This is a genomic window from Acidisarcina polymorpha, assembly GCF_003330725.1.
GTDB lineage: Bacteria > Acidobacteriota > Terriglobia > Terriglobales > Acidobacteriaceae > Acidisarcina > Acidisarcina polymorpha.
Genome location: NZ_CP030840.1, coordinates 628447 through 650619, shown reverse-complemented (window position 1 = coordinate 650619; position 22173 = coordinate 628447). Strand labels below are relative to the sequence as shown.

The 22173-nt window shown below is 55.2% G+C and carries 17 protein-coding genes; 7 read left to right on the top strand and 10 right to left on the bottom strand.

Going from position 1 to position 22173, the window contains the following annotated elements; genetic code table 11:
* Positions 1 to 26 precede the first annotated feature (26 nt).
* On the top strand, positions 27 to 1130 hold the full coding sequence (locus tag ACPOL_RS02875; RefSeq protein WP_201759067.1) for an ATP-binding protein: 1104 nt from the start codon (positions 27 to 29) through the stop codon (positions 1128 to 1130).
* A gap of 627 nt (positions 1131 to 1757) precedes the next feature.
* Here the strand turns inward: ACPOL_RS02875 and ACPOL_RS02870 are convergent.
* The 5 genes from ACPOL_RS02870 to ACPOL_RS02850 all read right to left on the bottom strand — a co-directional run bounded on the left by ACPOL_RS02870 (position 1758) and on the right by ACPOL_RS02850 (position 6771).
* Complete coding sequence (locus ACPOL_RS02870; protein ID WP_161557162.1) at positions 1758 to 2723, bottom strand: LysR family transcriptional regulator; 966 nt, start codon at positions 2721 to 2723, stop codon at positions 1758 to 1760.
* Between the two features lie 42 nt (positions 2724 to 2765).
* Positions 2766 to 3647 (bottom strand): DUF418 domain-containing protein, encoded by an 882-nt coding sequence (locus tag ACPOL_RS02865; RefSeq protein ID WP_161557161.1) that lies wholly within the window; start codon positions 3645 to 3647, stop codon positions 2766 to 2768.
* Complete coding sequence (locus tag ACPOL_RS33395) at positions 3590 to 3892, bottom strand: hypothetical protein (protein WP_161557160.1); 303 nt, start codon at positions 3890 to 3892, stop codon at positions 3590 to 3592. The genes ACPOL_RS02865 and ACPOL_RS33395 overlap by 58 nt, the downstream gene beginning before the upstream one ends.
* 308 nt (positions 3893 to 4200) lie before the next feature.
* Positions 4201 to 5103, bottom strand: coding sequence for a helix-turn-helix domain-containing protein (locus tag ACPOL_RS02855; RefSeq protein ID WP_161557159.1), 903 nt, complete (start codon positions 5101 to 5103; stop codon positions 4201 to 4203).
* 471 nt (positions 5104 to 5574) lie between these two features.
* Positions 5575 to 6771: a sialidase family protein gene (locus ACPOL_RS02850; RefSeq protein WP_236657187.1), complete on the bottom strand. Its 1197-nt coding sequence runs from the start codon at positions 6769 to 6771 to the stop codon at positions 5575 to 5577.
* 1062 nt (positions 6772 to 7833) lie between these two features.
* Here ACPOL_RS02850 and ACPOL_RS02845 point away from each other — a divergent pair.
* Positions 7834 to 8946 carry a hypothetical protein gene (locus ACPOL_RS02845; RefSeq protein ID WP_114205721.1) on the top strand — a complete coding sequence of 371 codons (1113 nt, stop codon included), beginning with the start codon at positions 7834 to 7836 and terminating at the stop codon, positions 8944 to 8946.
* Positions 8947 to 9151: 205 nt separating this feature from the next.
* Positions 9152 to 10216, top strand: a complete 1065-nt coding sequence (locus ACPOL_RS02840; protein WP_114205720.1) for a cellulase family glycosylhydrolase — start codon at positions 9152 to 9154, stop codon at positions 10214 to 10216.
* A gap of 817 nt (positions 10217 to 11033) precedes the next feature.
* On the opposite strand, the gene ACPOL_RS02835 is transcribed toward ACPOL_RS02840, so the two are convergent.
* A complete protein-coding gene (locus tag ACPOL_RS02835; RefSeq protein WP_114205719.1) occupies positions 11034 to 11756 on the bottom strand; it encodes a hypothetical protein in 723 nt (240 codons plus the stop codon).
* Positions 11757 to 12716: 960 nt separating this feature from the next.
* Here ACPOL_RS02835 and ACPOL_RS02830 point away from each other — a divergent pair.
* The 4 genes from ACPOL_RS02830 (at position 12717) to ACPOL_RS02815 (ending at position 16581) form a co-directional block, all read left to right on the top strand.
* Positions 12717 to 13613: an SDR family oxidoreductase gene (locus ACPOL_RS02830; protein ID WP_114205718.1), complete on the top strand. Its 897-nt coding sequence runs from the start codon at positions 12717 to 12719 to the stop codon at positions 13611 to 13613.
* Between the two features lie 139 nt (positions 13614 to 13752).
* Complete coding sequence (locus ACPOL_RS02825; protein ID WP_161557158.1) at positions 13753 to 15114, top strand: hemolysin family protein; 1362 nt, start codon at positions 13753 to 13755, stop codon at positions 15112 to 15114.
* Positions 15115 to 15123: 9 nt separating this feature from the next.
* On the top strand, positions 15124 to 15771 hold the full coding sequence (locus ACPOL_RS02820; RefSeq protein ID WP_114205716.1) for an O-methyltransferase: 648 nt from the start codon (positions 15124 to 15126) through the stop codon (positions 15769 to 15771).
* A gap of 48 nt (positions 15772 to 15819) precedes the next feature.
* Positions 15820 to 16581 (top strand): SDR family NAD(P)-dependent oxidoreductase, encoded by a 762-nt coding sequence (locus ACPOL_RS02815; RefSeq protein ID WP_114205715.1) that lies wholly within the window; start codon positions 15820 to 15822, stop codon positions 16579 to 16581.
* Between the two features lie 14 nt (positions 16582 to 16595).
* On the opposite strand, the gene ACPOL_RS02810 is transcribed toward ACPOL_RS02815, so the two are convergent.
* The 4 genes from ACPOL_RS02810 to ACPOL_RS02795 all read right to left on the bottom strand — a co-directional run bounded on the left by ACPOL_RS02810 (position 16596) and on the right by ACPOL_RS02795 (position 21867).
* Positions 16596 to 17678, bottom strand: coding sequence for an ABC transporter substrate-binding protein (locus tag ACPOL_RS02810; RefSeq protein WP_161557157.1), 1083 nt, complete (start codon positions 17676 to 17678; stop codon positions 16596 to 16598).
* Between the two features lie 83 nt (positions 17679 to 17761).
* Positions 17762 to 18523, bottom strand: a complete 762-nt coding sequence (locus ACPOL_RS02805; RefSeq protein WP_114205713.1) for an SDR family oxidoreductase — start codon at positions 18521 to 18523, stop codon at positions 17762 to 17764.
* Positions 18524 to 18983: 460 nt separating this feature from the next.
* Complete coding sequence (locus ACPOL_RS02800) at positions 18984 to 19889, bottom strand: alpha/beta fold hydrolase (RefSeq protein ID WP_114205712.1); 906 nt, start codon at positions 19887 to 19889, stop codon at positions 18984 to 18986.
* Positions 19890 to 20196: 307 nt separating this feature from the next.
* Complete coding sequence (locus ACPOL_RS02795; RefSeq protein WP_236657186.1) at positions 20197 to 21867, bottom strand: M20/M25/M40 family metallo-hydrolase; 1671 nt, start codon at positions 21865 to 21867, stop codon at positions 20197 to 20199.
* Between the last annotated feature and the right edge of the window lie 306 nt (positions 21868 to 22173).

The window sequence follows — 22173 nt, the reverse complement described above, 5'->3', positions numbered from 1 at the left end:
TCGTTCAGAGATTCGCAGCACGACGTGTGGCCACTGCTCTCAATGACACTCCCGTGGTTATGCTGATAGGACCACGACAGTGCGGCAAGACGACGCTTGTCCAACAGTTCGGCGATAAGGACCGCGAGTATGTGACCTTGGATGACGACACAGTGCTTGAAGCCGCTCGCAACGATCCCACTGGCTTTGTCCGTGGATTCGATCTGGTCACCATCGACGAAGTGCAAAGAGCCCCGGAACTTCTGAGAGCCATCAAGAGATCCGTTGATAACGACCGCAGAGCAGGCCGTTTCCTGCTGACGGGATCTGCCAACATTCTCACTCTTCCTCAAGTGTCCGAGAGCCTTGCAGGCCGCATGGAAATCGTAAACCTGATGCCGATTTCCAGAGCCGAAACACTCGCCAAAGAGCCCAGCTTCCTGAAGATGGCATTCAATGGCAAGTTGGTGAAGCCAGGGCCGGATATCGAAGGCGATCAGCTTGTCCATGCGGTGCTAGTAGGCGGCTACCCGGAGATGCTGCGAAGAGAAGACTTTCGGCGACGTCAGGCTTGGGCTCGCGACTATGTGAAGGCGATCGTACAGAGGGATGTGCGGGATATTGCGGAAGTAGAGAAGCTGGACCAGTTGCCGCGCCTGCTCCAGGTACTTGCCCACCAGTCCGGGCAGCTTACCAACTTCACTCAAATCGGCGGACAGATCGGGATGGACGACAAGACGACGAGAAAATACACCGGCATCCTTGAACAGCTGTTTCTCGTGCAGCGGGTCTCCCCGTGGTTCCGCAATGAACTGAAGCGACTGATCAAGACCCCAAAACTACATTTCGTCGACTCGGGGTTGCTCGCCACCTTGCTGGCATTGACTGCTGAGCAGATAGCAAAGGACCGCTCAACGTTTGGTGCGTTGCTGGAAACATTTGTATTTGCCGAAGTCATGAAGCTGATCACATGGTCCGACGAAGGCTACACGCTCCATCACTATCGGGATAAGGATCAGGATGAGATTGACATCGTCGTAGAGGATGAACACGGCGCACTAGTCGGTGTTGAGGTCAAAGCAAGCGCAACCGTCCACGCGAGCGACTTCAAAGGATCAGGAAGCTGTTGGACATTTGTGGTGATGACCTGAAACTTGGAATCGTAATATATGACGGAACGAAGGTCGTCCCTTTCGGGGACCGCCTATTCGCCGCTCCTATGTCTTGCCTTTGGGCTTGACTCCTCCATGCCAAGATATGATCAAACGCTAAGTTATCGCTGTGGCGCTGATCCGACCTACGGTACTCTCTTGACGGTTCAAAGAAATGGGGAACGGATTGCCACAAGAAGGAATACGTTTATGGATGTATAGATATGTGCGTCATGGACGCACAAAGATCATCACGACTAAACCGCCTGCTCCTAACTCTGCGTTTCGTTTGCCGACCTCTATCCCGGGAGGCTGGCGCAGGACGCAGTCTTCACGGATGTTTGGGTTCCTTATTCGTGCGCGTCAGCGCACAGGACTTTACGCGGTCGGCGTTGCGGGCAGGAACAGGCTCGCTTAGGCTTTCGTACGGAAGACGCGAAGCGGCTGCAGGCTTGGTCGGATGACGGTCTACCGGCAGAAGACCCCTGTCAAGTCGTTGTTGAGAACTTTGCTGACGGGAGTTCTTGTTGAAACCGTCTCAGTGAAATCAGCCGATCTCGGGGTAGTTCACGCGCTTGCTGACGCTTTAACTCCTGCACCGCGCCCTACGAAGTGAGGCTGAGATTATCACTCTGACCGGCTTACATCCTGCTCTTGGGATAACTCCCCAACACCGCCATCCAAGGCCGGATATCGCTTAAGAACCTGAGAGGCCTTGAGGAAGCTATTTGTCAAAGAAGACCGACGTTCGGTCGGGTAGAACACTACAAGCGGAGCTTTAGGTGGAAGCGGAGTCAGAGGCCGGAGAGCAATACGTTTGCTGAGGCTGTGAGCCATGACATCGTAGATGAGAGCAACGCCGCGTCCGGCTTCAACGGCTGCGATCACGCATTCGATTGCATCATGTTCTTCGGTCACCTGAAAGCGGGAATTATGAGCGACCAACAAATCTGTGATGTAGGTGTTGTACCAAGTGAATTCTGAGCGTTTGAGAGTGATGACCGGCTGCTGTGCGATCTCTGCCAGAGGCACCTCTTCCATGCGCGTCAGCGGGTGCTGTCGCGCAAAAGCCCCAAGGATCCCGTATGTGGAAAGCTGCTCCACGCTGAAATCCGCGAGTTCGGTTGAAGACCCACAGACCGTAAGGCATATATCGAGCTCGCCCCGCCGCAAGCCTCTGATCATGTCGGACGTGCTGAGTCTCCTGAGTTCCACTCTGGCATTGGGACTCAGTTCCTGGAAGCAGCGCAGGATGCGTGGCAAGGCTTCCAAGGAGGAGACTGAGGAATGCCCAACCCGGATGCTGCGGCCGTGATTTTTTGCTGTCTGTCTGGTCAACGCCACAGTGTCATCAAACCGTTCTAGTAGCGCTTTGGCTTCGCGTAAGAAAACTTCTCCTGCAGAAGTCAACATCAGACGTCTCGAGTCTCTCCCAAAGAGAGAGACAGCGACCTCGGCTTCCAGATCGCGCATCTGGCGGCTGAGTGGTGGCTGCGAGATATGCAACCGCTTGGCTGCGCGGCTGATACTTCCGTGTTCCGCGACCGCGACAAAGTACCGCAGATGCCTCAGGTCTATGTTGGGGGGTGCCATCTTGACCATCCTTTGCGCTTAGCGCTTGTGCGGCCTATGTTTCTAACCGATGATTGCGCGGAGCATGCGTTGGCGTTTCCAATACGTGAGCGAGCGCCAAAGCCACTCGAGTGGTCCGAAAGCGAAAACTCGCAACCAAAGAGAACTCGCAACTAGATTCACTATCCAAATCGCCCCCACTACGAGATAGCACTCGTAATACTCCAGCTTGCCGTAGAGCTTCCACGGTCCCCAGGCGAACAGGAATTGGCAGAGGAGGGTAGTGAGAATGTAGTTGCTGAAAGCCGTGCGCCCTACAGACGCTACTGGGCCGAGGAATTGTCGCGAATGCTCGCTTCTGACAAGGAGAAGCAGAACGCTGGTGTTGGCGAGAGTGCCCGATAACACCTCTGTGGTGTAAGGAATGGCGAGCCAGAGGGCGAAGGCCGAGGCGGCGAAGCCGGCTTTGTGGACGTGCCAAAGCCCGGCAAGAACGAGCGGTAAATCAATTGAATAGCCAATGATCGCCACAGAGACATAAGCCCAAGTTGGCCGAGTGTTGGTCAGGTATCCAGACTTGTAAAGACCCATCCCTGTGATCATGGCGCCGAGCCACTCGAGGAACCAAAAACTTGGAAACTTCAGCTTGAGAATAGTCAGTTCAGTGTCCACTCTGCTGGGCCATCCTGCGATGAAGCCCAAGCGGCGGGTCTGAATCGTTCCTTCAACGGTAGCTGCGCTCGTCTGCTGATAGATCGCCGCGTTCTGCAAGAGCACTCGCTGTGCAGCCGTCGCGGAGGCACCCGCCGCTCTGGCTGCCGCGAACTGAGCATCGGAACGTAAAGTGTCAGTTACTCCAAATGCGCGCGTGCTGCCGAGGGTGCCGCCTACGAGCCAGATGGTGAGCCCGAGGGCGAGGAGGATACGAGCGCTGAGGCGGCGCAAGGGATAAAGGAAATCAGCGCCATGGTGGAGTAGTCGATCAAGATATCGCCAAACCATAGGATGAAGCCGTGGCATAGCCCAAAGACTAAGAGCCATAGATTGCGGCGATAGTAGATGGTCCGCGCGCGCTTTTTACCGGACTGCCTCTCCAGCCGTTCGGTGAGGAGCACCACCCCTGCGCCGAAAAGTAAAGAGAACATGCTGCGCATCTTGCCTTCGGCAAACATCCACTTGAGCGTGACCATGGCGTAGTCGAGTCCAGCGTGCCAGCCGCAGAAAGCTGGCCGAGGAAGACCAACCGGAATATCCCAGAGGGCCTCAGGTCCGGCAAAATCCTCGATATTGAGGAGGAGGATGCCGAGCAGAGCGACGCGCCGCAGGACGTCCAGGTTGGAAGCCGCTCCGTTCGGCGTATAGGCGCCTCGGCCGGTCCGGCTTCTTCCTCCGGTGTGCCAGGCGCTAGCATATCGGATGAACCAACGATGTAGCTCTTGTCTGCCATCTATCGTCAGACTAGCCGGATGTGCAAACCTTTACTTTCGTAAAAACGCCATCACAGTCTGCGACGGTAATCGCTCGGGGTGGCGCCTTGCCTTTGACGAAAGGCATAGGTGAAGTGGGCTTGACTCGCAAAGCCACACTCAAAGGCGATGTCAATGAGGCTGAGAGCCGGCTTTAGCATGAGCCGCCGAGCCTTCTCAATCCGAAGGTCCAGAATGTACTGATGCGGCGAGCGACCGGTGCTTGCTCGAAACGAACGTAGGAGATGTCGCTTACTGCAGCCCCTTTCGACCGCAAGCGTATCAAGATCCAGATCCAGGTTCGGTGTGGCGTCCACGCGGTCGGTCAGCCGACGCAACGTCATGACATCTATTTTGTTTCGTAGCCATATACGATTGGCGTCCATACCAAGAATATGAAGCAACCGTGCATTCAGAAGACTGATGAGATGATTGGCGTAGCAAGAGCCCAAGGTTCGGATTCTTGCTGCCTCGCTCAACCTCTCGAGGATGTGTTGTACAGGCGCGTCCATGAAACAACGTTTGTCCTGTGAGATGACGCCATCTGCCACACTGCGCGTATTACTCTCACTCATAATTTCCTGAGGGACTCCGAGCAGGAAGTCCGAGTCAAAGGCACAGATTAACCCATCGATTTGCGACCGGGGATGTGCAGGAGGAAGGTCACCTGCAGTGTAAAAAGAGAGCGTACCGGGATGGACGAGCTTCGGGACAAAATGCCCGTTTGCATCCGGATGGTCGCAGCGGAGCGTCTCGAGATTATTCCAGAGACAAAGGATCGGGCCACTCAGTGTGGAGGCCGGCCACTCGCCAGCACGAAACCTATGTTGCTCCATCAGAAGGCCTGACCAGCCCAGACCGCGGCTGGAGAAGAGGACCTCGGACTCCACGCGCATGAACTCGCGCACGGCTTGTGTCTTTCGACACGTCGGCAACGCCTTTGTCCCTTGCCACTCCATCACCGACTAATATTATAGGAGGTTTCTGACGATGGCCGCAGAGCATAGAAAGGCGCTGGCGGAATTGCAACGCCATGCAATACGTCCGCACGTTCCTTCCTGAAAACCCGAACCTGATTCAAGCTCTGTTGAACTACCAGTACTTAGCCTCAAATTAAAGGCCTTCGAATGCTTCACCGCATTGTTTCCGCTTTGTGCACAAACGTGAGACAACTCAGGAAAAGGTAGTGCTGAACAATTGATCGGCAGGGCCGCACGACTACTCTGCCCACTCGCGCAGGCAATTCCAAGAGGAACATTATGCTTGGCGGCTCCATACGTAATTATGATCCAGGCGTGGCGCCTTGCGGGGACCATCCGAAGGCACTCGGGTTTCCAATCGACACCCGAACCAGACCGTGTGCTGCGTGAGAGTACACGGTCTGGTGAGCTTAGGACAGCCTTTACCTATCTTTCGCCAAGGAGTTCCTTGTCATAGTAAGCACCGCAAGTAGAGAGTGAGCTTGGAGCAGTTGCTAACTCCAGGAGAGCCGAGCCGCGCTCAACAGGCAGCAGCGCCGAGGAATAATTTGCGCAGTTGTTATAGTTGGCCTTGCCGAGATAGGGAGTCATGTCAACGTGTACGGGAGCGGGGATTGCCTTCCATTCCCCCGAGGCATCCCTGGACGTATTGACAAAGAGCACTCTGCCCGTGTTCGGCGCGTTAGCTCCTCCGCTGGTCATGAGATACTGTCCAACCAGCAGAAGCGCGCCCTCGCCTTGGTGGAAGCCTGCATCCCAGCGATTGGTTGGCGCATGTTCAAAGAACTCGCCACTCAAGGTCTGTATTTTCTGCCCAGTATCTGAAGGCACCCCGAAGGTCCAACCATCGTAAGAGGTCCTGTAAAACACAGTGCAGGCGGCGGGGCCACACAGTTCATAAGACATGAAGTAGATCCCGCTTGGTAGACGGGAGACCGTCGCCATACCGGGCCGGTCAGTCCGAACTTTGCTCGCAACGGTATTCTGTTCGTCTCCCCATGTTGTTCCATCAAGACTTCGCATCTGTGCAAGCTTTTGGCTGCAGCAAGGATCGGTTTCGTCAGACCAGAACATCACCAATGCGCCTTCTTCGTCCACTTCAAACTCAGGCTCCCACAGCCCATCGTTCTCAGCGGAGACACAGCTTCCACGCTGAACGGGAGTGGAGTGATGCGTCCATGTCCTCCCGTCATCGATGCTAGCGAAGATCTCGATCGATGCGGTCTTCCCGTCGCTCCCTCCGCAGTAGGATCCGGCATAGAGAAGCGTCCCTTCGCTCAAGGAACCCACCTGGCGGGGGGCCTCGAAAAGTGTTCCGCAGCATTTTGGGGTAATGCCTTCAACCGACGGGATCGCGCCAATCTCCTGGAACGTTCTACCGTCATCCCTGCTCTCATAGAAAACCCCTGGAGACACACTCGCCACGATCCCATCGCGCTGCTCGCCGTGGAGTATACGAACCAGCCGAGGGTACGGTGCCCGTTGATTTGGGTTAGGGTCCAACGAATTTCCTGACGCGCCAGGAACGGCCTGAATTGGGCCCTGCGCAAGCGCTGCGCTCCTGATAATTAGACAGCAAAGAAGCACCACAAGAAATGGTTTGGCGAGGGAATTGGTTGTCACAGGAAGTACTCCGTATTTGTTGTAGTGATAGAGCATGATAGCGTCTTTCCTCTGTCTTCTCTGGTTCAGTGCTCGACAGCGGCCTACCTACTAGTGCGCTTGAAGCATTAGCCGCGACTATTTCTATTGGATTCTTCTTTGCCTACTAAGGGTGAGACCTTGTGGGCAGAGCTAAATACCTGCTAGGTATAGCTAAGGAAGACCATCCGAGTAATTGATACCGCCTACGATTGTGACGTTAGAACCATCGCTATCGGTGTGCGCCTGCCGCCACAGCTATAAGTGAAGCGGCATTAAACCCTAGAAGGGAATAATGAGAACTGTGTGCCTCGCCGCGTCGCACGTGCCATACCTGTGAGGTATAGATATCCACTCATAAAGCATTCTCGGATCCTCTTACCAACCAGACCTCCACGCATCTCACATACGACCTGTTATGTGCCGTTGAGTATGGCAGGATCTTATTGCAGTAATCGCGTTCTCACTACCGCTTTCCTTTGGGTGTGCAGCCTGGTTTGTACGGAAACTTTAGTGTCGCTTTTCCTAACATCGATCAACGGAGATCGGAGGCCGTCGGGAGGCGAGTGAACGCCATGAGGCCTTCCCCGACACGACGACACATCGCTCAATGGCTCATGATCTGAACTCCTTTCCGTCGGCTGTGGGCTCGCAGCTTAGTTGCGGGATTTGCTCAGACTCTGTCGAGCAGCAATGGACCGCGATCGCTAATGCCGCTGGAATCTGCTTCGCGGGCAACCAATCAAAGTAGAGACCGAACGGAAGGCCAAAAATCGGAGATTCAGATCTTCGGGTATGAAATGGGCCACCTGTCCCGAAAGCGTAACGCGTTCGATGTTACAACCCTTGACTCGGTTTTACGTCGGGCAGGGGGCTTCGCCGGCAACTGATTCATGAAGGAGTTTCAGCATAGTGTCTCGAAAAGCATTGCATTCTCGTCTTAGTTCCAAAGTCACCGAGTTTGGAAATTACGGCTTGTATCTAACGGCTATTTGCCTTTGCTCTTGGTCATGTGTAGCCCAGGTTCCAGCAGGGAGTCTGGCATTGGGTGGCAATATCAACGAGCGCTTCCAATGGGCAACGCCGGAAGTCCTGGATCAGACGCACACAACGTGGCTTCGCGGTTTTGTTCCGGCCTCAGAGTTCATGAGCGGCCGACGTTCATACGAAACCGACCCCGGCCTTCAAGCACTCAATCGTGCCGCGGCATCAGGACGCAAGATCGTACTATCCATCAAATGGGATTCCACAGGCAAAGGCGGGTTTGGCCGGATGCCGGAAGAAGGATCACCAAAGGAACAAGAAGCTTTCGCCTTTGTGGATCACTTGCTCGATGCAACTAAGGGGCGACTGTCGGCTCTTGTGCTGGTCAACGAACTAACGATTGATACGCTTCCGGAGGACCTAATGCCCGATGCGGATGGGCGGCTTCCCGTGATTGCGTTTCTCCGTCGTCTCGCCGCGCACATCGACGCAGTGCATCGCAATGCGGCCGATGGTACTCAACTGCCTCTTTATGCGGGTGGAATGACGCGGCTTGACCTACCGAAGACACAGCAGTCTCTTCCCACGCGATTAATGATCCGATGGGTCAATGAAGACCCCAAGATCGCAGGCGCGGACTTTCATATGCATCAGCCGGATATGCGAAGTACAGAAACCGCGTTGCAGTTCATGCATCGCGCCATTCCGAAAAAACCTCTGATGGTCACAGAGATGTCGCTCGTTTTTAAGTGGAAACAGCATCTTGGAGACCGAATTGATAATAGCGAAGCTGGGCGGGCGTTCGTCCAGCAGCATTCCATCCTGCCGGGCACACTCGTCGCGGAATTTCTAAACAACTGTTTTCAGCGCCCGGTACCTGAGGAGGAATGGCAGCAGTTCCTTGCGTCCCAGCAGTGGTTTGAGCCCCACTACCTTGCTGACCTCATCCCGATGCTCCAGACAAATGGCGCGAGGATTGCCACGTACGCGCTCACGTGGAATCCTCACCCCGATCAAGCTGCTGGCCGGGCTGTGGTCTCCGTCGGTACTGTTCCCTGGTTTCTGAATCAACTGCTCGTTCCTGGAATGGCTGATGTACCCGGAGCAATTCGTCTCCCCGAGAACTACGGATTCTTTGCGGATTACATGGAGTACCAGCACCAACAACGCTAGAACTCTAGGCTCAGCGATCGTTCCTCAACCTCTTCATCTTACTTAACCGCTTACCTCACAAAGGAGAGATGCCGTGTTCCGTCATTCTTACTTCGCTCCCCTATTTCTCATATCGCTTATTCTCAGCGGGTGTGGGAGTCAAACCTCAACAAACGGTACTTCTCCCACGGTTAGTCAGCAGGCGGTTGGGGTGTCCGGGATACACATGACCCTGAATGACCGCCCCTGGCTGTCTCGCGGCGTGGTGCTGCAGGGCTACGTGCGGCCGTTGGCAACATTGAAGATTGAGGCTTCATCAGATCCGACCGCAGTGACGCTCCTCAAGGCGCGCAACAATTACACTCCAGCCGAACGCGCGGCCATCCGGGCGTATGGCGCCGACACGATCCGGTTTCAGATAAGTCAACCGGCGCTCAATCCGAGCAATACCACGATGTACGATCCGGATTATTTTAATGACGTGGTGTCTGCTATTAAGACCGCGCGGCAGGAAGGTTTTATCGTGATGATCATGATGCAGGATGAACCGATCACCGGCGACACGAGTGAAGATCCGTTACCTACGGCCGAAACGCAGGGCGACTGGGATTTGTTCACGCCGGTGTTTGGCTCGGACCGCGGAGTGGTCTTTGAGCTTTACAACGAGCCGACTCTGCTCGGTTCAGCAACGAACTGGCAACTATGGCTGAACGGCGGTACGGTTGCCGCAGGGGGCCAAACTTACACGGCCATTGGCATGCAGCCGCTTATCAGTCACCTACGCAATAACGGCGCGCAGAACGTGTTTGTGCTCGATGCGCTGGCGGACAATGTGACAGATCCAGTAACAGGCATGACGGTTAAAGAAGCTGCGGCGACCCTTGACGGTATGCAGGCGCCTACCGATCCGCTCAATCGGCTGGTGTATGCCGTGCATCCGTATCAGCATGGACTTACTGTGGAGTCGCAATGGGATGCCGAGTTTGGTATACCCAGCCAGAGCGTGCCGGTGTGGGCGGACGAATGGTCGGCTCCGGAAGGGATGTCGCTTGGGCTCGGATCGATGACCGACACCCAAGTAGCCGTGGACCTGTTGAACTACCTGAACGCGCATTCAATACCGCTATGCACGGGGGCATTCGATGTACCGAAGTTTGTCGTGCAGAATCTTAACCCCTGGACCCTGACGGACTACGACCCTGCGACCCCGATGAAGAGTTCCGGCAGATTGGTTTATAACGACTTCGCCGCCGATTATTCGCGAGAACTTACCGTGGCAGATGGGTTGTAGCAACTTGACGCTGATCTGCGAGAGCGGAGTAACACGCTAAGACATTTCCGAGGGGCTTTTCTGAATCGTGCTTTGCGCCGCGGAAGTGCGGGCGTGAGATACAACAAATGTGGCTGGAATGGACTTATCTATGACTTGCTTTCCCGACGATCGATAACTTACTGAGGGTCTCAATGGTCGTTCTGGTGTGCGGGTGGCCCCTGATCAAGTGGGCGCTCAAATCGCAGATGCTAAACTCGGACACCTGTCGGATAGATTCGTGGGTCAGCAGCTCACATAGGCATTGTCTTACTCGACCGGCCTTCTAACAACAGACAACAGTCCGGTTTGCAAATCGCATTCCTCCCGCTCTTGCCGCCTTCGATACGCAAGAGCGGGAAAATCTGCGCGGTCTTCATGGGATGGATGTCTACAAGTTATCTGCAAGTCCGCTTGCAACTCATGCAAATCCGCGGGGCAGTTGGAAGCGGATTCAAAGTAGCGCGCTTGCAAGACTGAACTATGAAAAGTAAATCATTTCTATGGGTGCAATCGCGCTTCGCGGAAGTGGCGAGAGACATCCTATCTGGTCATCGGACGATAGAAGACAGGTACGGCAGCGATGGGTCAGGGTGCCCCTGTGCGGGCAGGTGGAGATCGTGAACCTGCAGCTTGGGCTTGCATAAGGGAATTCCCGGTCGGTGGTGCGCAGAGTCATCAAGCAAATGCACGTCATGGCTGCTGCCGATCCTGTGAAGTCGCCTTCTTCTCTCGAGCGCAGCGCAGAGGAGAAGGGTCTTCCGAGTGGCGTTCCGGGAACTTATCATGGAGCGAAATACTAATCAGGTGCTTGTAGAAGGACAAGGCCTCTGGCAAGGTGTAAGAACCAGATGCTGTGTCCCCCTGCGACCATCGTGAGTTGAATAACTGCATAGTAGATCAACGTGAACGGGAACGGCCATAGCAAGCGCCCCTTACGCCAATCCAACAAAATCATGAGCAAAAGAATGGCATATACGAGCACATAGCTCGGGAGCAGAGCGTCGCCTAGGCTGTGAAAGCTGTGCGGCATGAAGTGAAGAAAAAAGCGCGCTGCCGCTGGTAAGACGCCGACCACCAGTGTAGACGCCATCAGTCTCCAATGCACCTGAGGCCGCCGTCTGTAAACCAACGCCGCTATATACAGACCTAGAAAGAGTGGGAGCGTGGTGAGATCAATGAAGCCTAGTACCAGAAACAGCGGAGACAATGCTTGGGCGAACATCACATGAACCATGTCGAAGCTACTTGGAATCAGGATGACCGCCACAGCTACGGAGGACCATCCGAGCCACTGATGCAGTCTCCGGTTTGTATAGCCCGTAAACCATGATTGAGCCAAGAAGAGCACGATCCACGCAGTGGCGGAAACGCCATGGAGCATGTGTAGTAGATCGTTTCCTTGGCTCGCGGGAGCGCCATAGAACGTAGGCCAGAAGCCCGCCAGGGTGATAAGCAGTACCAGTGCTCCAAAGACCAAGGGTTCGTACTCACGTTTGTTCGCGACACCAATTCTGGGCATCAGGCCTCCTCAGGGATAGATCGGACGAAGCTTTATTCCGTCAGGCGGAGTTGAATGAAGCGGTGACAAGAAAGCTGGCTGTGCTAAGCGTGGCAATTGCCGCACCCTATTAACCAAACAAACAAGACTTCATTGCCGGGCTCCTCCTCGATTCAATCGCCCTTGACTCGTTAAACAAGTTTCGCCATCCGTGGCCGCGTTGATACGCCGATCAAACCTACGGTTCTGCGAGAAGTACTTCAATGTCTTCGTCACAGACACTGCGATTGCTTTTTGCCTTCCGCGCACACAGAGTGAGTGCCTGGTGGAACCGGTCGATCAGGGTCCTGCTCGCCCTATCGAGTCATCCCACGGCGTCACCCTGAAATGCTGAAAAACGACGATCCATCTCAAGCGAATAGATGCGTGCAATGGGCTCGAAGCAGGCAAAGGAGCAGACTTTGAGGGCATTGCCTCATACCTGCCGCGTATGGAAAAAAGATGGTGTTAAAGCAGCTAGCGCCGAGTGTGCCGCCCGATCCCAAGGCAACGATTGTGGACGCTGCCTATGTAGATTTCACTCGCCCGGCTGCGAAGGCAATTGAAGCCACAGGACTGCAGCGCGCTCTCGTTGTATCAGCACTTAGACGCGGTTGGAAGAGACCTGCGGGCTTGGTCACATCGTCACTCAAGGCTGACGATCTGCTTGCAAGCACCGGCGTTAATCCTAGGGTTCGAACCACGCCGTCCTTCATGGACAATCTGCTAAACAAAAGCAAACGCAGAATTTGCAAAACGGGATCGTGGACGAAAGTACCAGAAGCTCATTGTGTAGGTCTCCGGAAGGTTGACACATCTGAAGCCACACGAGAACATGAATCTTGTAGAGAGCGTCCTTGCTCGCTGCCGTAAGCGTTCCCGTTAGCCAACGCACCAATTCAAACTGCACGCCGGCTCGACCGGCTGCGAATAGGTGCGCATATGGCAAAGACAGTATTTCTGACGGGAGCCACCGGTTTCATCGGTACGGCAATTGTTTCCGAACTCATCAACAACGGTTATCAGGTTCGTGGCCTTACGCGATCCGAAGAAGGCAGTCAGTCTCTCCGAGCTGCGGGAGCTGAAACTCTCTTAGGGGATGTAAACGATCTCGATGCCTTGCGAAAAGGTGCTGAGACTGCAGATGCCGTCATTCACACAGCATTCGATCACGACTTTTCCAAATACAAGCAGAATTGCGAGGCTGACCGCAAGGTCATCGAGGCGCTCGGAGCGGTTCTGGTGGGCTCGAACAGGCCGTTCGTAGTCACATCGGGAACTTCGGTAGCCAAGGTGGCTCCGGGTGAGGTAGCAACAGAACAAAGCCCGGCCCTGGACTCATCCGTAGTAGCACGCGCAGCTTCCGAAGAAGCGGCTGCCGCCGTCGCGAAGCTGGGTGTGTCAGTACGCGTCGTGCGTAACTCTCAGGTGCACGATACGCGCAAGCAGGGTCTTGTCTCCTTTGCGATCGACATCGCTCGGAAGAAGGGCAGCTCGGCATACGTCGGTGATGGCGGTAACCGCTGGTCTGCAGTGCATCTCTCCGATACGGCGCTGCTCTACCGACTCGCGTTGGAGAAGGGGGAGGCCGGCGGCGTTTATCATGCGGTCGCAGAAGAAGGTGTCGCATTCCGCGAGATTGCGGAGACGATCGGTAAGGGTCTCAATCTTCCGGTGAACTCTTTGACTCCGGAGGAAGCGAACGCGCACTTCTCCTGGTTTGCGCCGTTCGTAGGCCGCGCCAACGTCGTCTCCAGCAAAACCACGCAGAAGCAACTTGCTTGGCAGCCGGCCGGAGCTGGCCTGATCGCGGATCTCTGCAAAATGTACAACCTGTAAGCTTGGCGAACTGGAGCGCGAGTGCGTGACCAACGACGTCATGGTCTCGCGCGTTCTTCAGTAGCCGACAACCTTGTTCCGTAATGCGGTGATGAAGGAAAAACCTTCATCACCGTCGGCGGAGATTGGAGATCTCGGGATGCACCATGCATTCATGATCTTGCTCTTTCTGATATTGCTGGCCTTGACGGCCTTCTTCAACCTTGCTGAGATGGCGCTTGTTGCGTCCCGCGTTGCAAAGCTGGAGAGCAATCTTCCATCAGAAGGCGCAACAACAGCACTTCAGCTCAAAAAACGCCCAGGCCTGTTCCTCGCCGCCATACGGGCCGGCGATTTATTTACGGATTTGCTGATGGGGGCTTTCGTCGTTACATGGTTGGAGGGGTACGTCCGTTCGGCGTTACAGCACTGGCGAGCAGGAGAGCCTGTTGCGGCAGGGGTCGGCAGTATCGCCGCCTTTTCCGTCGTCTCGTATCTCATCCTGGTGTTCGGCGATTTAGCGCCGAAGAGCATCGCGTTGGGTGCACCCGAAAACTCGGCAGCTTTAGTTGCAAGACCATTGCGACTCATGATCGTTATCGCTAGACCGTTCTTTACCCTCTTGGAGCGTTCAAACAGCTTGGTGTTGCGTCTGCTCGGAGTGAAGACACAAAGCGAAAGCTGCGTTACGGAGGAGGAGATTCGCAGCACGCTCGCAAGCGGACTCAGTTCTGGCGTGCTGATGTCCTTCGAACGTTCCATGATGGAAAAGGTGCTGGACCTGGACCGCCGTTCCGTAAAGACGGTCATGACAGGTCGACCTGACATTCAATTTCTTCAGGCTGGCTTGCCTATGGCCATTCTTCGGGCATCCGCAATTAGAGCTACTGAGTCACGACTGCTGGTGACAGAGAGCGATGGCCTCGACCAGGTGATTGGGGTCGTTTCACGTGCGGACGTGCTGGCTGCACTTACTGAAGGCGGGGCTGTGGATCTAGTTGGAATGGCATCGCCACTCTCGTATGTTGCGGAAAATATGAGTGCGCTTCGTGTCTTCGAAAGATTGAAAAGTACCGCTACCCATATGCTCCTTGTGGTGGATGAGTTCGGGTCACCGCTCGGCCTTGTGACGTTGGCGGATGTTCTAGAGGCGATTGCCGGCGACGTCACCACGGACGAGAAGGAAGTGACCGAGGAGGAAGAGAGACCGCTCCGGCAGGAAAGCGATGGGAGCTACCTCATCCCCGGTGGTTATCCCATTGACGACCTCGTCGAGGCCTCGCTGCTACCCAAGCCAAAGCAGCAGAGCTACAAAACCGTTGCCGGTCTCGTTATCGATCAATTACACCGGTTGCCCGCCCAAGGAGAGACCGTTGAAATATCCACTCTTCGCGTTGATGTCATCAGCGTAGGGCGCGGCAGGATTCACACCTTGCGACTCCTGCCGAGGCAAGTAGAAGTCTTACCGGCGAAGCAACAGTCACCGCAATCGATTGCGGTGACTGTCTCAGAAAGGAATTGAGCACCTCCAATGAACACCACTAGGTCTCCACATATTGTCAAACTCCTTGATCGTCTCTTTGCAGAAGCGAATGCGAGCGAACAGCGCCGCACTCCAGAGCAGCCGGCGGACTCATCTCTCGTCACTAGCAAAAGCGGATACCGCAAGTTCTACGGCATGATGAAGAACATGCCTTTGCCAGTCTCGAGAGAGACGGGAGAGCTCCTTTACATGCTCACCCGAGCAACCCGCGCGACGAACGTCCTCGAGTTCGGTACCTCATTCGGTGTTTCGACGATCTATCTGGCCGCTGCCCTGCGTGACAACGGTGGAGGGCAGATCATTACGACTGAGTTCGAGCCTTCCAAGGTTGAACGCGCGCGGCAACATCTGGCCGAAGCAGGTCTGGCTGATTTGGTAGAAGTGCGTGAGGGTGATGCGCTTGAGACTTTGGCGAGCGATCTACCCGGAGCCTTCGACCTGGTTTTGCTGGATGGAGCCAAGGCGCTGTACACAGACATTCTCCGACTCGTAGAACGTCATTTCCGCCCGGGAACACTTGTGCTTGCGGACGACGCTGACTACTGCCCTGAATACGTAAGGTATCTCCGATCTGACGCACGGTACGTGTCGATACCAATGAACGAAGACCTTGAAATCTCGATGCTAACGGCATGAGGGAAGCTTTCTGGGGATAACGACAATGACAAGGAAAGGTAGATCACTATGCAGTTAATTGGGAAAACGGCGGTAGTCACTGGAGGGGGTCGTGGTATTGGCAGGGCCTACTGTGAGCGGCTCGCTGCGGATGGAGCGAATGTCGTTGCCCTTGATGTGGAAGATACGTCGGCGATGATTGCGACCCTTGCGAAAGGCGGAGAGCACCTCGCGATCACGTGCGATGTAGGCGCGCCTGAACAGATTGCTGCTGCCGCCAAGCAGGTTTTGGCTCGCTTAGGACGTTGTGACATTTTCGTCAACAATGCTGCAATCCTTCCTGTCAGTGAACTCAAGACTGTGACTTCCGAACTGTGGCAGCGTGTCCAGGCGGTTAATGTCGAACCTCTTGTATTGTTCGCACAGGCCTTCGTGCCTGCCATGGCGGAAGCTGGTTGGGGCCGAATCGTTAGCACGGGCTCATCAGTAACGCTGCATCCCCAGACACGCGACATTGCCTACATGACCAGTAAAGGCAGCATTCACGCACTCACCCGAGCGCTTGCGAATGAACTAGGCGACCTCGGTATTACCGTCAATGCGATTGCGCCTACTGTCGTAAAAACCGAAGGATTCGTTGCACGCACGCCGGCTGGCGGACCTTCAGCCGAAGACATGATGCAACGTATCGTGTCGCAGCAGACCATCAAACGCGCGTGCACACCGAAGGATGTCGCCAATGCCCTCGCGTTCCTCGTCTCAGAGGATGCCGATTTCATCACCGGTCAGATTCTCCACGTGGACGGCGGAAGGACTCGCAGTGGCGCCTGAACTGACGTCGTCCCTCAGTTGCCGGGCAGATTCTTGACGTCGTTGAAGAAGAGCTCGTGCGAGTCGAGGGGCATCGTCGAAATGAGGCCAGTTCGGTACATGAACGTCGCGAAGTCCCTGATTCTTAGGGGAATCTCCGTCCAATGATTTTCCGGCTTGCGGATGATTTCTTCGATCTGGGCGGCCGACAGACTCTTGTCATTACCGGTTTTCAGGTCGATGGCGGCCGCCCTGGCTGGATCAGACTTGATCAGATCTAGAGCCTCTTGAAGCGCGGCGACAAAAGCTTCGACCAGCTTCGGGTTTGTGTCGTGAAACTTGGTGGTTGTCCATACGAGATTGTGCGTATGGGGCCCACCGAGCACCTCGTAGCTATCGAGGACCTTGTGAATTCCGGGCTTTGCCAACTCCTCATACATGTACGGCGATGAGGCGATGTGAGCATCGATGTTCGATTCCCCGTTGAGGAGGTCTTTCATCGCTTCCGGATGCCCCATAGCCACGGTCAGTGGGTCGAGCTTGTTGGTCTGCCCGCTCCCAAACGCTTTCTCCGCCGCCATTGAAAGCATGACAGCTTCGATCGACGTACGCACAGCAACCACCGCAATCTTGTCCTTTGAAGTGAAGTCGGCGACCGTTTTTACTTTGGTGTTCGAGGTGACAAGATAGAGCGGCATTGCGTTCAGTGTGGCGATGCCTTTGACCTCGAGAATTGGATCCGCGTGCGTCTTATCCCAGCTCGTCAGCAACTGGGTTACGCCACCCCCTGCAAAGCCGATCTTGCCGGACAAGAGGTCGTCGTACATGGGCGCAGCGGTGGGATAGTGTTTAACCTGCAGAGTGGCGTTGAATCCGAGCGCGGCAGCATGCTTCTCCAGCAGCTTGTTTTTTTCCATGATCGTCAGCGGCAGATACGAGAGGCCGAGCCCCGTCGACGCGCCAATCACCAGGACGAGCCCATGTTGCGTGTCAGACGTTGGCGCCTTTCCTGCTGTCACGGGGCCGGTTCCAGAACTATCGCTTCGTTGAGCAAATCCGATGCTAGGCGCAAATGAAGCCGCGGCAACCATGACCCAAATTGTTCTTCTGAAGTACATTTCGCCTCCTTCTATAACCTTGGTGCCGTGGGAAAGACCTCTACGCAGGTCGAAAGAAAACATCGACGCCGCACTCTTGCTGTTCACCTGCCGCCGGTGACATCCAGGAACGCGCCAGTGATGTAGGAAGCCTCGGAGCTCGCGAGCCATAGAATCGCTCGCGCAACCTCCTCAGGTTGACCGCCCCTTCCCATGGGGACTGAGTCCTTCGTGCGATCCACCCGGTCCGGTTCTCCGCCGCTGGCATGCATGTCCGTGTAGATGTGTCCAGGGCGGACGCAGTTCACGCGCATACCATCCCGAGCGACTTCCTTAGCAAAGCCCGTAGTGAATGTCTCAATGGCGCCCTTCGACGCAGCGTAGTCGACATATTCGTTTGGACTGCCGAGCCGGGCAGAGGCCGATGAAATGTTGATGACGGCGCCACCCCGTCCGTTGTGACGAAAAGACATCCGCTTCTCCGCCTGCTGGGCACAGAGGATAGGACCGATAGCATTGACGGCGAAGATATGCTGCATTCGCTGGAACTCGAGATCCGCAACCCGTGAATGCTGCGCAATGATCGCGGCGTTGTTCACCAGAACGTCTATCCGGCCAAACTTTCGGTCGATTGCGGCGAATAACCGAGCGACCTGCGCAGGATCTGCGCTATCCGCGCGCACGGGTAAAGCCTGGCGCCCAACAGCTTCAACATCTGCCGCGACTGCGAGGGCAGACGATTCATCGGAGATGAAGCTTATTGCTACGTCGTAACCCTGTGCGGCCGCAAGCCGAGCGGTGGCTGCACCAATGCCACGACTACCACCCGTTATCAGGATCAGTGGTGCCTGCAAGACTGGATCCATTTAGCCAACCTCCATTGATGCGCTTCCCGCGCTTGACTGGGTCTTCCGTCCTGCGTTTACGATTGCAGGACAATCATTCTCACCACTTGTCTCTCGTGCTCGACCGTTGTGCCCTCAGTGTGTCGGCAGCGGGCAGGCTGAGGATAGCTCAGAATGTCCGGGAGGCAACAGGCAGGCGCGGCCGCCATCACCCAGGCTTTCGCATGAGGGTTCGAAGTAAGCGGTCGCACTGCCGTCGTGTAATAGTCAGCTTCGCTGACCGCAAGCTGCGAACATCTAAGTATTCCGTGCCACGAAGGCGGAGTATAGAACGATCTTGCGCTCAACCGCCCGCACAGCGCGTGCAGACCCCGCGGGAAACTGACCGCTCTATCCTGCACGGACGACCGATCAGGCTTGCAGCGAGTGTGTTCCATGACGCCTCTGCAATCAAACATGGGCAAATCGGAAGATAGACATGTCACCCCCGGGCCAATAGAGCCGCTACACCCGCCACAACCTCCTCTGGAGCCTCGGCAGGAACGCAGTGGCCTACCTCGGGCAAAATGCGCCGATGGTAAATTCCTGTAAAACGGTCTCTGTGGGGATCATTGGGTGGCGGCGGCTCAACTCCATCCATGCCACCACTCAGGACGAAAGTCGGCACGGCTATCGGAGGCTGTTTGGCCAGCCTAGCTTCCAGTTCCTGATAGTTCGGATCATCTGGCGCATTTCCATAGCGATGACGATACTGATGAATGGCAGTCACTACAAAGTCAGGGTTATCAAAAGACAGCGCCGTCGTCTGATACTCAGCTTCGCTGAAGTGCCAGGTTGGCGACCAGAGTTGCCAAAGTAACTTACAGAACTCGTTGCGATTTTGCGCAAGCCCCGCCGGACCCAAGTCAGTGTTGAAGTACAGTGCATACCAGCGCCTATAAACCTCCGCGGGAGACGCGGGCCTATACGCGTTTTTGGCGATGTCCTGAATGGTGTAACCGCTACAACAGACTATGCCTAGAGTCCTTTCGGGCCAAAGCGCGGCAGCGACACAGGCTGCTCGACCACCCCAGTCATAACCTACAAGAACGGCTTGCCCTATGCGAAGCCCGTCCAGGAAATCAATAACGTCCTTGCCAAGCGCGGCCTGTTGACCGCTTCGGAATATGCGCTCATTACGATATCGCGTGGGCCCGAAACCACGTAGGTACGGTACGAGAACCCGATGCCCTGAGGACGCTAGCTTGTCGCGGACAGCATCATACTGTCGCACATCATAGGGAAATCCGTGAAGCAGCACGACGGGGACACCCGTGGCCGGACCACTCTCCTCGTAGGCAATTTCAAGGGATGCAGTTGTTAAGGTGAGTCGATGAGGATGCGTCATAACACTCTCCTGCGGTGTGACGGCTGTTTCAGTGGTGAGCCCATACGACCTAAGATTCGCAAAAACCGACTACATTCCTGCGTATCGAACGCAATCCCGATGAATTATCTGCAACGGCCGGCGTTCTTGGGCGGCTTCCAGAAGGCTCGTCGCCACTTCTTCCACGCATCCACTACGAGTGACTTGCAGGTTTTGGCGCTTGTTCAGGACGGAACGGCTCCGCACGCTTACGTAGCAGTCTGAAACGTTTCATCTAGCTCAGCCTTGCACACTGGGTCAGTGGTCTTGAACGGCCTTGACTGTTCCTTCACCTCGTCCAATCTGTGCATCCTCGAGGGGCCCGGACGCGATCTTGTTCTCCTTGCCCGTTAGGTAGTACCGTGCAAAGAGACACGATGATCCTAAACAGCGATGAGGTCCTGTGGATCAGTCTCGAATGAGACAACAGAGTCTTGCCATCGGACGAACTCTTGTGAGCATTATCGCGGCGCCGGGTTGCTGCATCCGCTAGAGCATAAGCTGTTACAGCCATCAGAGCTGCGCTTTCAGCAAGGCTCCTAGGGTTGACCTTATCTAGAGTGTCCGCAGCCGTGTGGTGATATTTGAAATAGAAACGTGGATCCCGGGCTGCCGTGAATCCCGGTACACCCTTGCTCATAAGCGGTGCGACATCCTCTCCAATCTCGTCACCCGGGGTGATCAAGCTTGCGCCTATGGGCTCTAGGACCTTTGCGACGGGCGCTAAATACTGGCGCAGCGCGACTGCACCACTGAACGTCAAACCGATCGGATGATCTGCTCCGAAATCCTCTTCAAGGACTGCCACGTGCGATTTGATCTCCGATTCATGATCGTGAGCATAAGTCAGTGCTCCTTGTATGCCCGATTCCTCTCCCATCCAAGCAACGAAACGCACTGTTCGGCGTGGATGAATTCCAAGTTTTGCCATCAGTTGAATCGTCTGCATTGCCATGACTATTCCCGTTCCGTCGTCGATAGCTCCGGTGCCCAGGTCCCAAGAGTCCAAATGACCCGAGACCATCACTATCTGATCCGGCTGTTCGGTTCCCGGCCAATCGGCAATAACGTTATAGCTCTGTGCATCCGCAAATACTTGAGGCGTCAGCGTCAAGTGCAGTGTCAATGGTCCTTGTTTTGCCAGAGCTGCAATCAGGTCAGCATCCTCAGCAGCTAGGGCTGCCGATGGGACGTGAACCACATTCTTCGCATACAGGGTCAGGCCGGTGTGTGGCAACCTGAAATCTGCACTGCCTGCTGAGCGAACCAAGACTGCGGTAGCACCCGCAGCCCCGCCCGCGGCTGGACCTAGGGCTCGGTACAGAACACTCTGCTCGTAGGCAGCGATTCCTTGTCCCGCCGCCGCAAGCTCTTTGTCGAAGGGATGATCGAAGACAAGGATCTTGCCTTTCAACGAGTCCGGACGGAGAGCGCGAAGCTCAGCAAAACTACTTAGGACTACGACCTCACCTAAGAGGCCTTCTTTCGGCGTAGGAGGGCTGCCTCCAAGCGCGGTTACTACGAGCCTCTGTTGAGTGCCTGGAATCCCACCGGGCCATGACGTAAGTGAAGCGCTTTCTTCGCCTCGTACCCAATGGGGAACCATCGTCTTTTCGAGGGAGACTTTCGCCCCAAGCGCGCGCAATTCTCCTACCACCCAATCGACAGACCCTTGAGCTTGGGGAGAGCCGACTAAACGAGGTCCAATGTTATTCGTTAGATGGGCAAGCTCGTCATACGCGTAAGGATCCTTAAGAGCAGCATCACGGATACTCCCCATCGTAATCAATTGCTGCGCCGACCAAGCTCCCGGTGCATCTTCTGAAAAATGTTGAATCATTGCCAATACGCTGTTGTCGGGTTTTTCGGTTTCATTTTGCTGTGCGACCAAAACCGAACTCGATAGGGCAAGGAGGCTCGTGGCTAAAAGGTAACGAGTGTTCTTGAGAACAAGAGACATAATTGTGGCGTTTTCACTCCCGAGATAGGCTTTTGAAGAGCAGATTGATATCCGACTGGGACTGCGCAGGTTTAAATGAATGCCGTCCAGTTCCTTGACGCGAACAGCATCACGACCAATTGGTTGATCGATATGGTTGAGTAGTTGATAAATGCCAGTCCTCAGTCGCCGCAATATTATTCTCTTCCAGAATGAGCGAACGGTCGTCTTGATAGCCAGACCTTTTCAGTCAAGGTGCATACGCGTTGAGTATGCCGTGAAGGCTTATTTCGGTTCTAGAAGAGTGAATAGTGCGTGATCCGGCTA

What these genes read in the sequence shown, in the direction of transcription:
- ACPOL_RS02825 (WP_161557158.1), top strand. Translation starts at nt 13,753, where the DNA reads ATGCACCATGCATTCATGATCTTGCTCTTTCTGATATTGCTGGCCTTG.
- ACPOL_RS02840 (WP_114205720.1), top strand. Translation starts at nt 9,152, where the DNA reads ATGACCCTGAATGACCGCCCCTGGCTGTCTCGCGGCGTGGTGCTGCAG.
- ACPOL_RS02795 (WP_236657186.1), bottom strand. Translation starts at nt 21,867, where the DNA reads ATGTCTCTTGTTCTCAAGAACACTCGTTACCTTTTAGCCACGAGCCTC.
- ACPOL_RS02830 (WP_114205718.1), top strand. Translation starts at nt 12,717, where the DNA reads ATGGCAAAGACAGTATTTCTGACGGGAGCCACCGGTTTCATCGGTACG.
- ACPOL_RS02835 (WP_114205719.1), bottom strand. Translation starts at nt 11,756, where the DNA reads ATGCCCAGAATTGGTGTCGCGAACAAACGTGAGTACGAACCCTTGGTC.
- ACPOL_RS02815 (WP_114205715.1), top strand. Translation starts at nt 15,820, where the DNA reads ATGCAGTTAATTGGGAAAACGGCGGTAGTCACTGGAGGGGGTCGTGGT.
- ACPOL_RS02810 (WP_161557157.1), bottom strand. Translation starts at nt 17,678, where the DNA reads ATGTACTTCAGAAGAACAATTTGGGTCATGGTTGCCGCGGCTTCATTT.
- ACPOL_RS02820 (WP_114205716.1), top strand. Translation starts at nt 15,124, where the DNA reads ATGAACACCACTAGGTCTCCACATATTGTCAAACTCCTTGATCGTCTC.
- ACPOL_RS02800 (WP_114205712.1), bottom strand. Translation starts at nt 19,889, where the DNA reads ATGACGCATCCTCATCGACTCACCTTAACAACTGCATCCCTTGAAATT.
- ACPOL_RS02805 (WP_114205713.1), bottom strand. Translation starts at nt 18,523, where the DNA reads ATGGATCCAGTCTTGCAGGCACCACTGATCCTGATAACGGGTGGTAGT.
- ACPOL_RS33395 (WP_161557160.1), bottom strand. Translation starts at nt 3,892, where the DNA reads ATGGTCACGCTCAAGTGGATGTTTGCCGAAGGCAAGATGCGCAGCATG.
- ACPOL_RS02870 (WP_161557162.1), bottom strand. Translation starts at nt 2,723, where the DNA reads ATGGCACCCCCCAACATAGACCTGAGGCATCTGCGGTACTTTGTCGCG.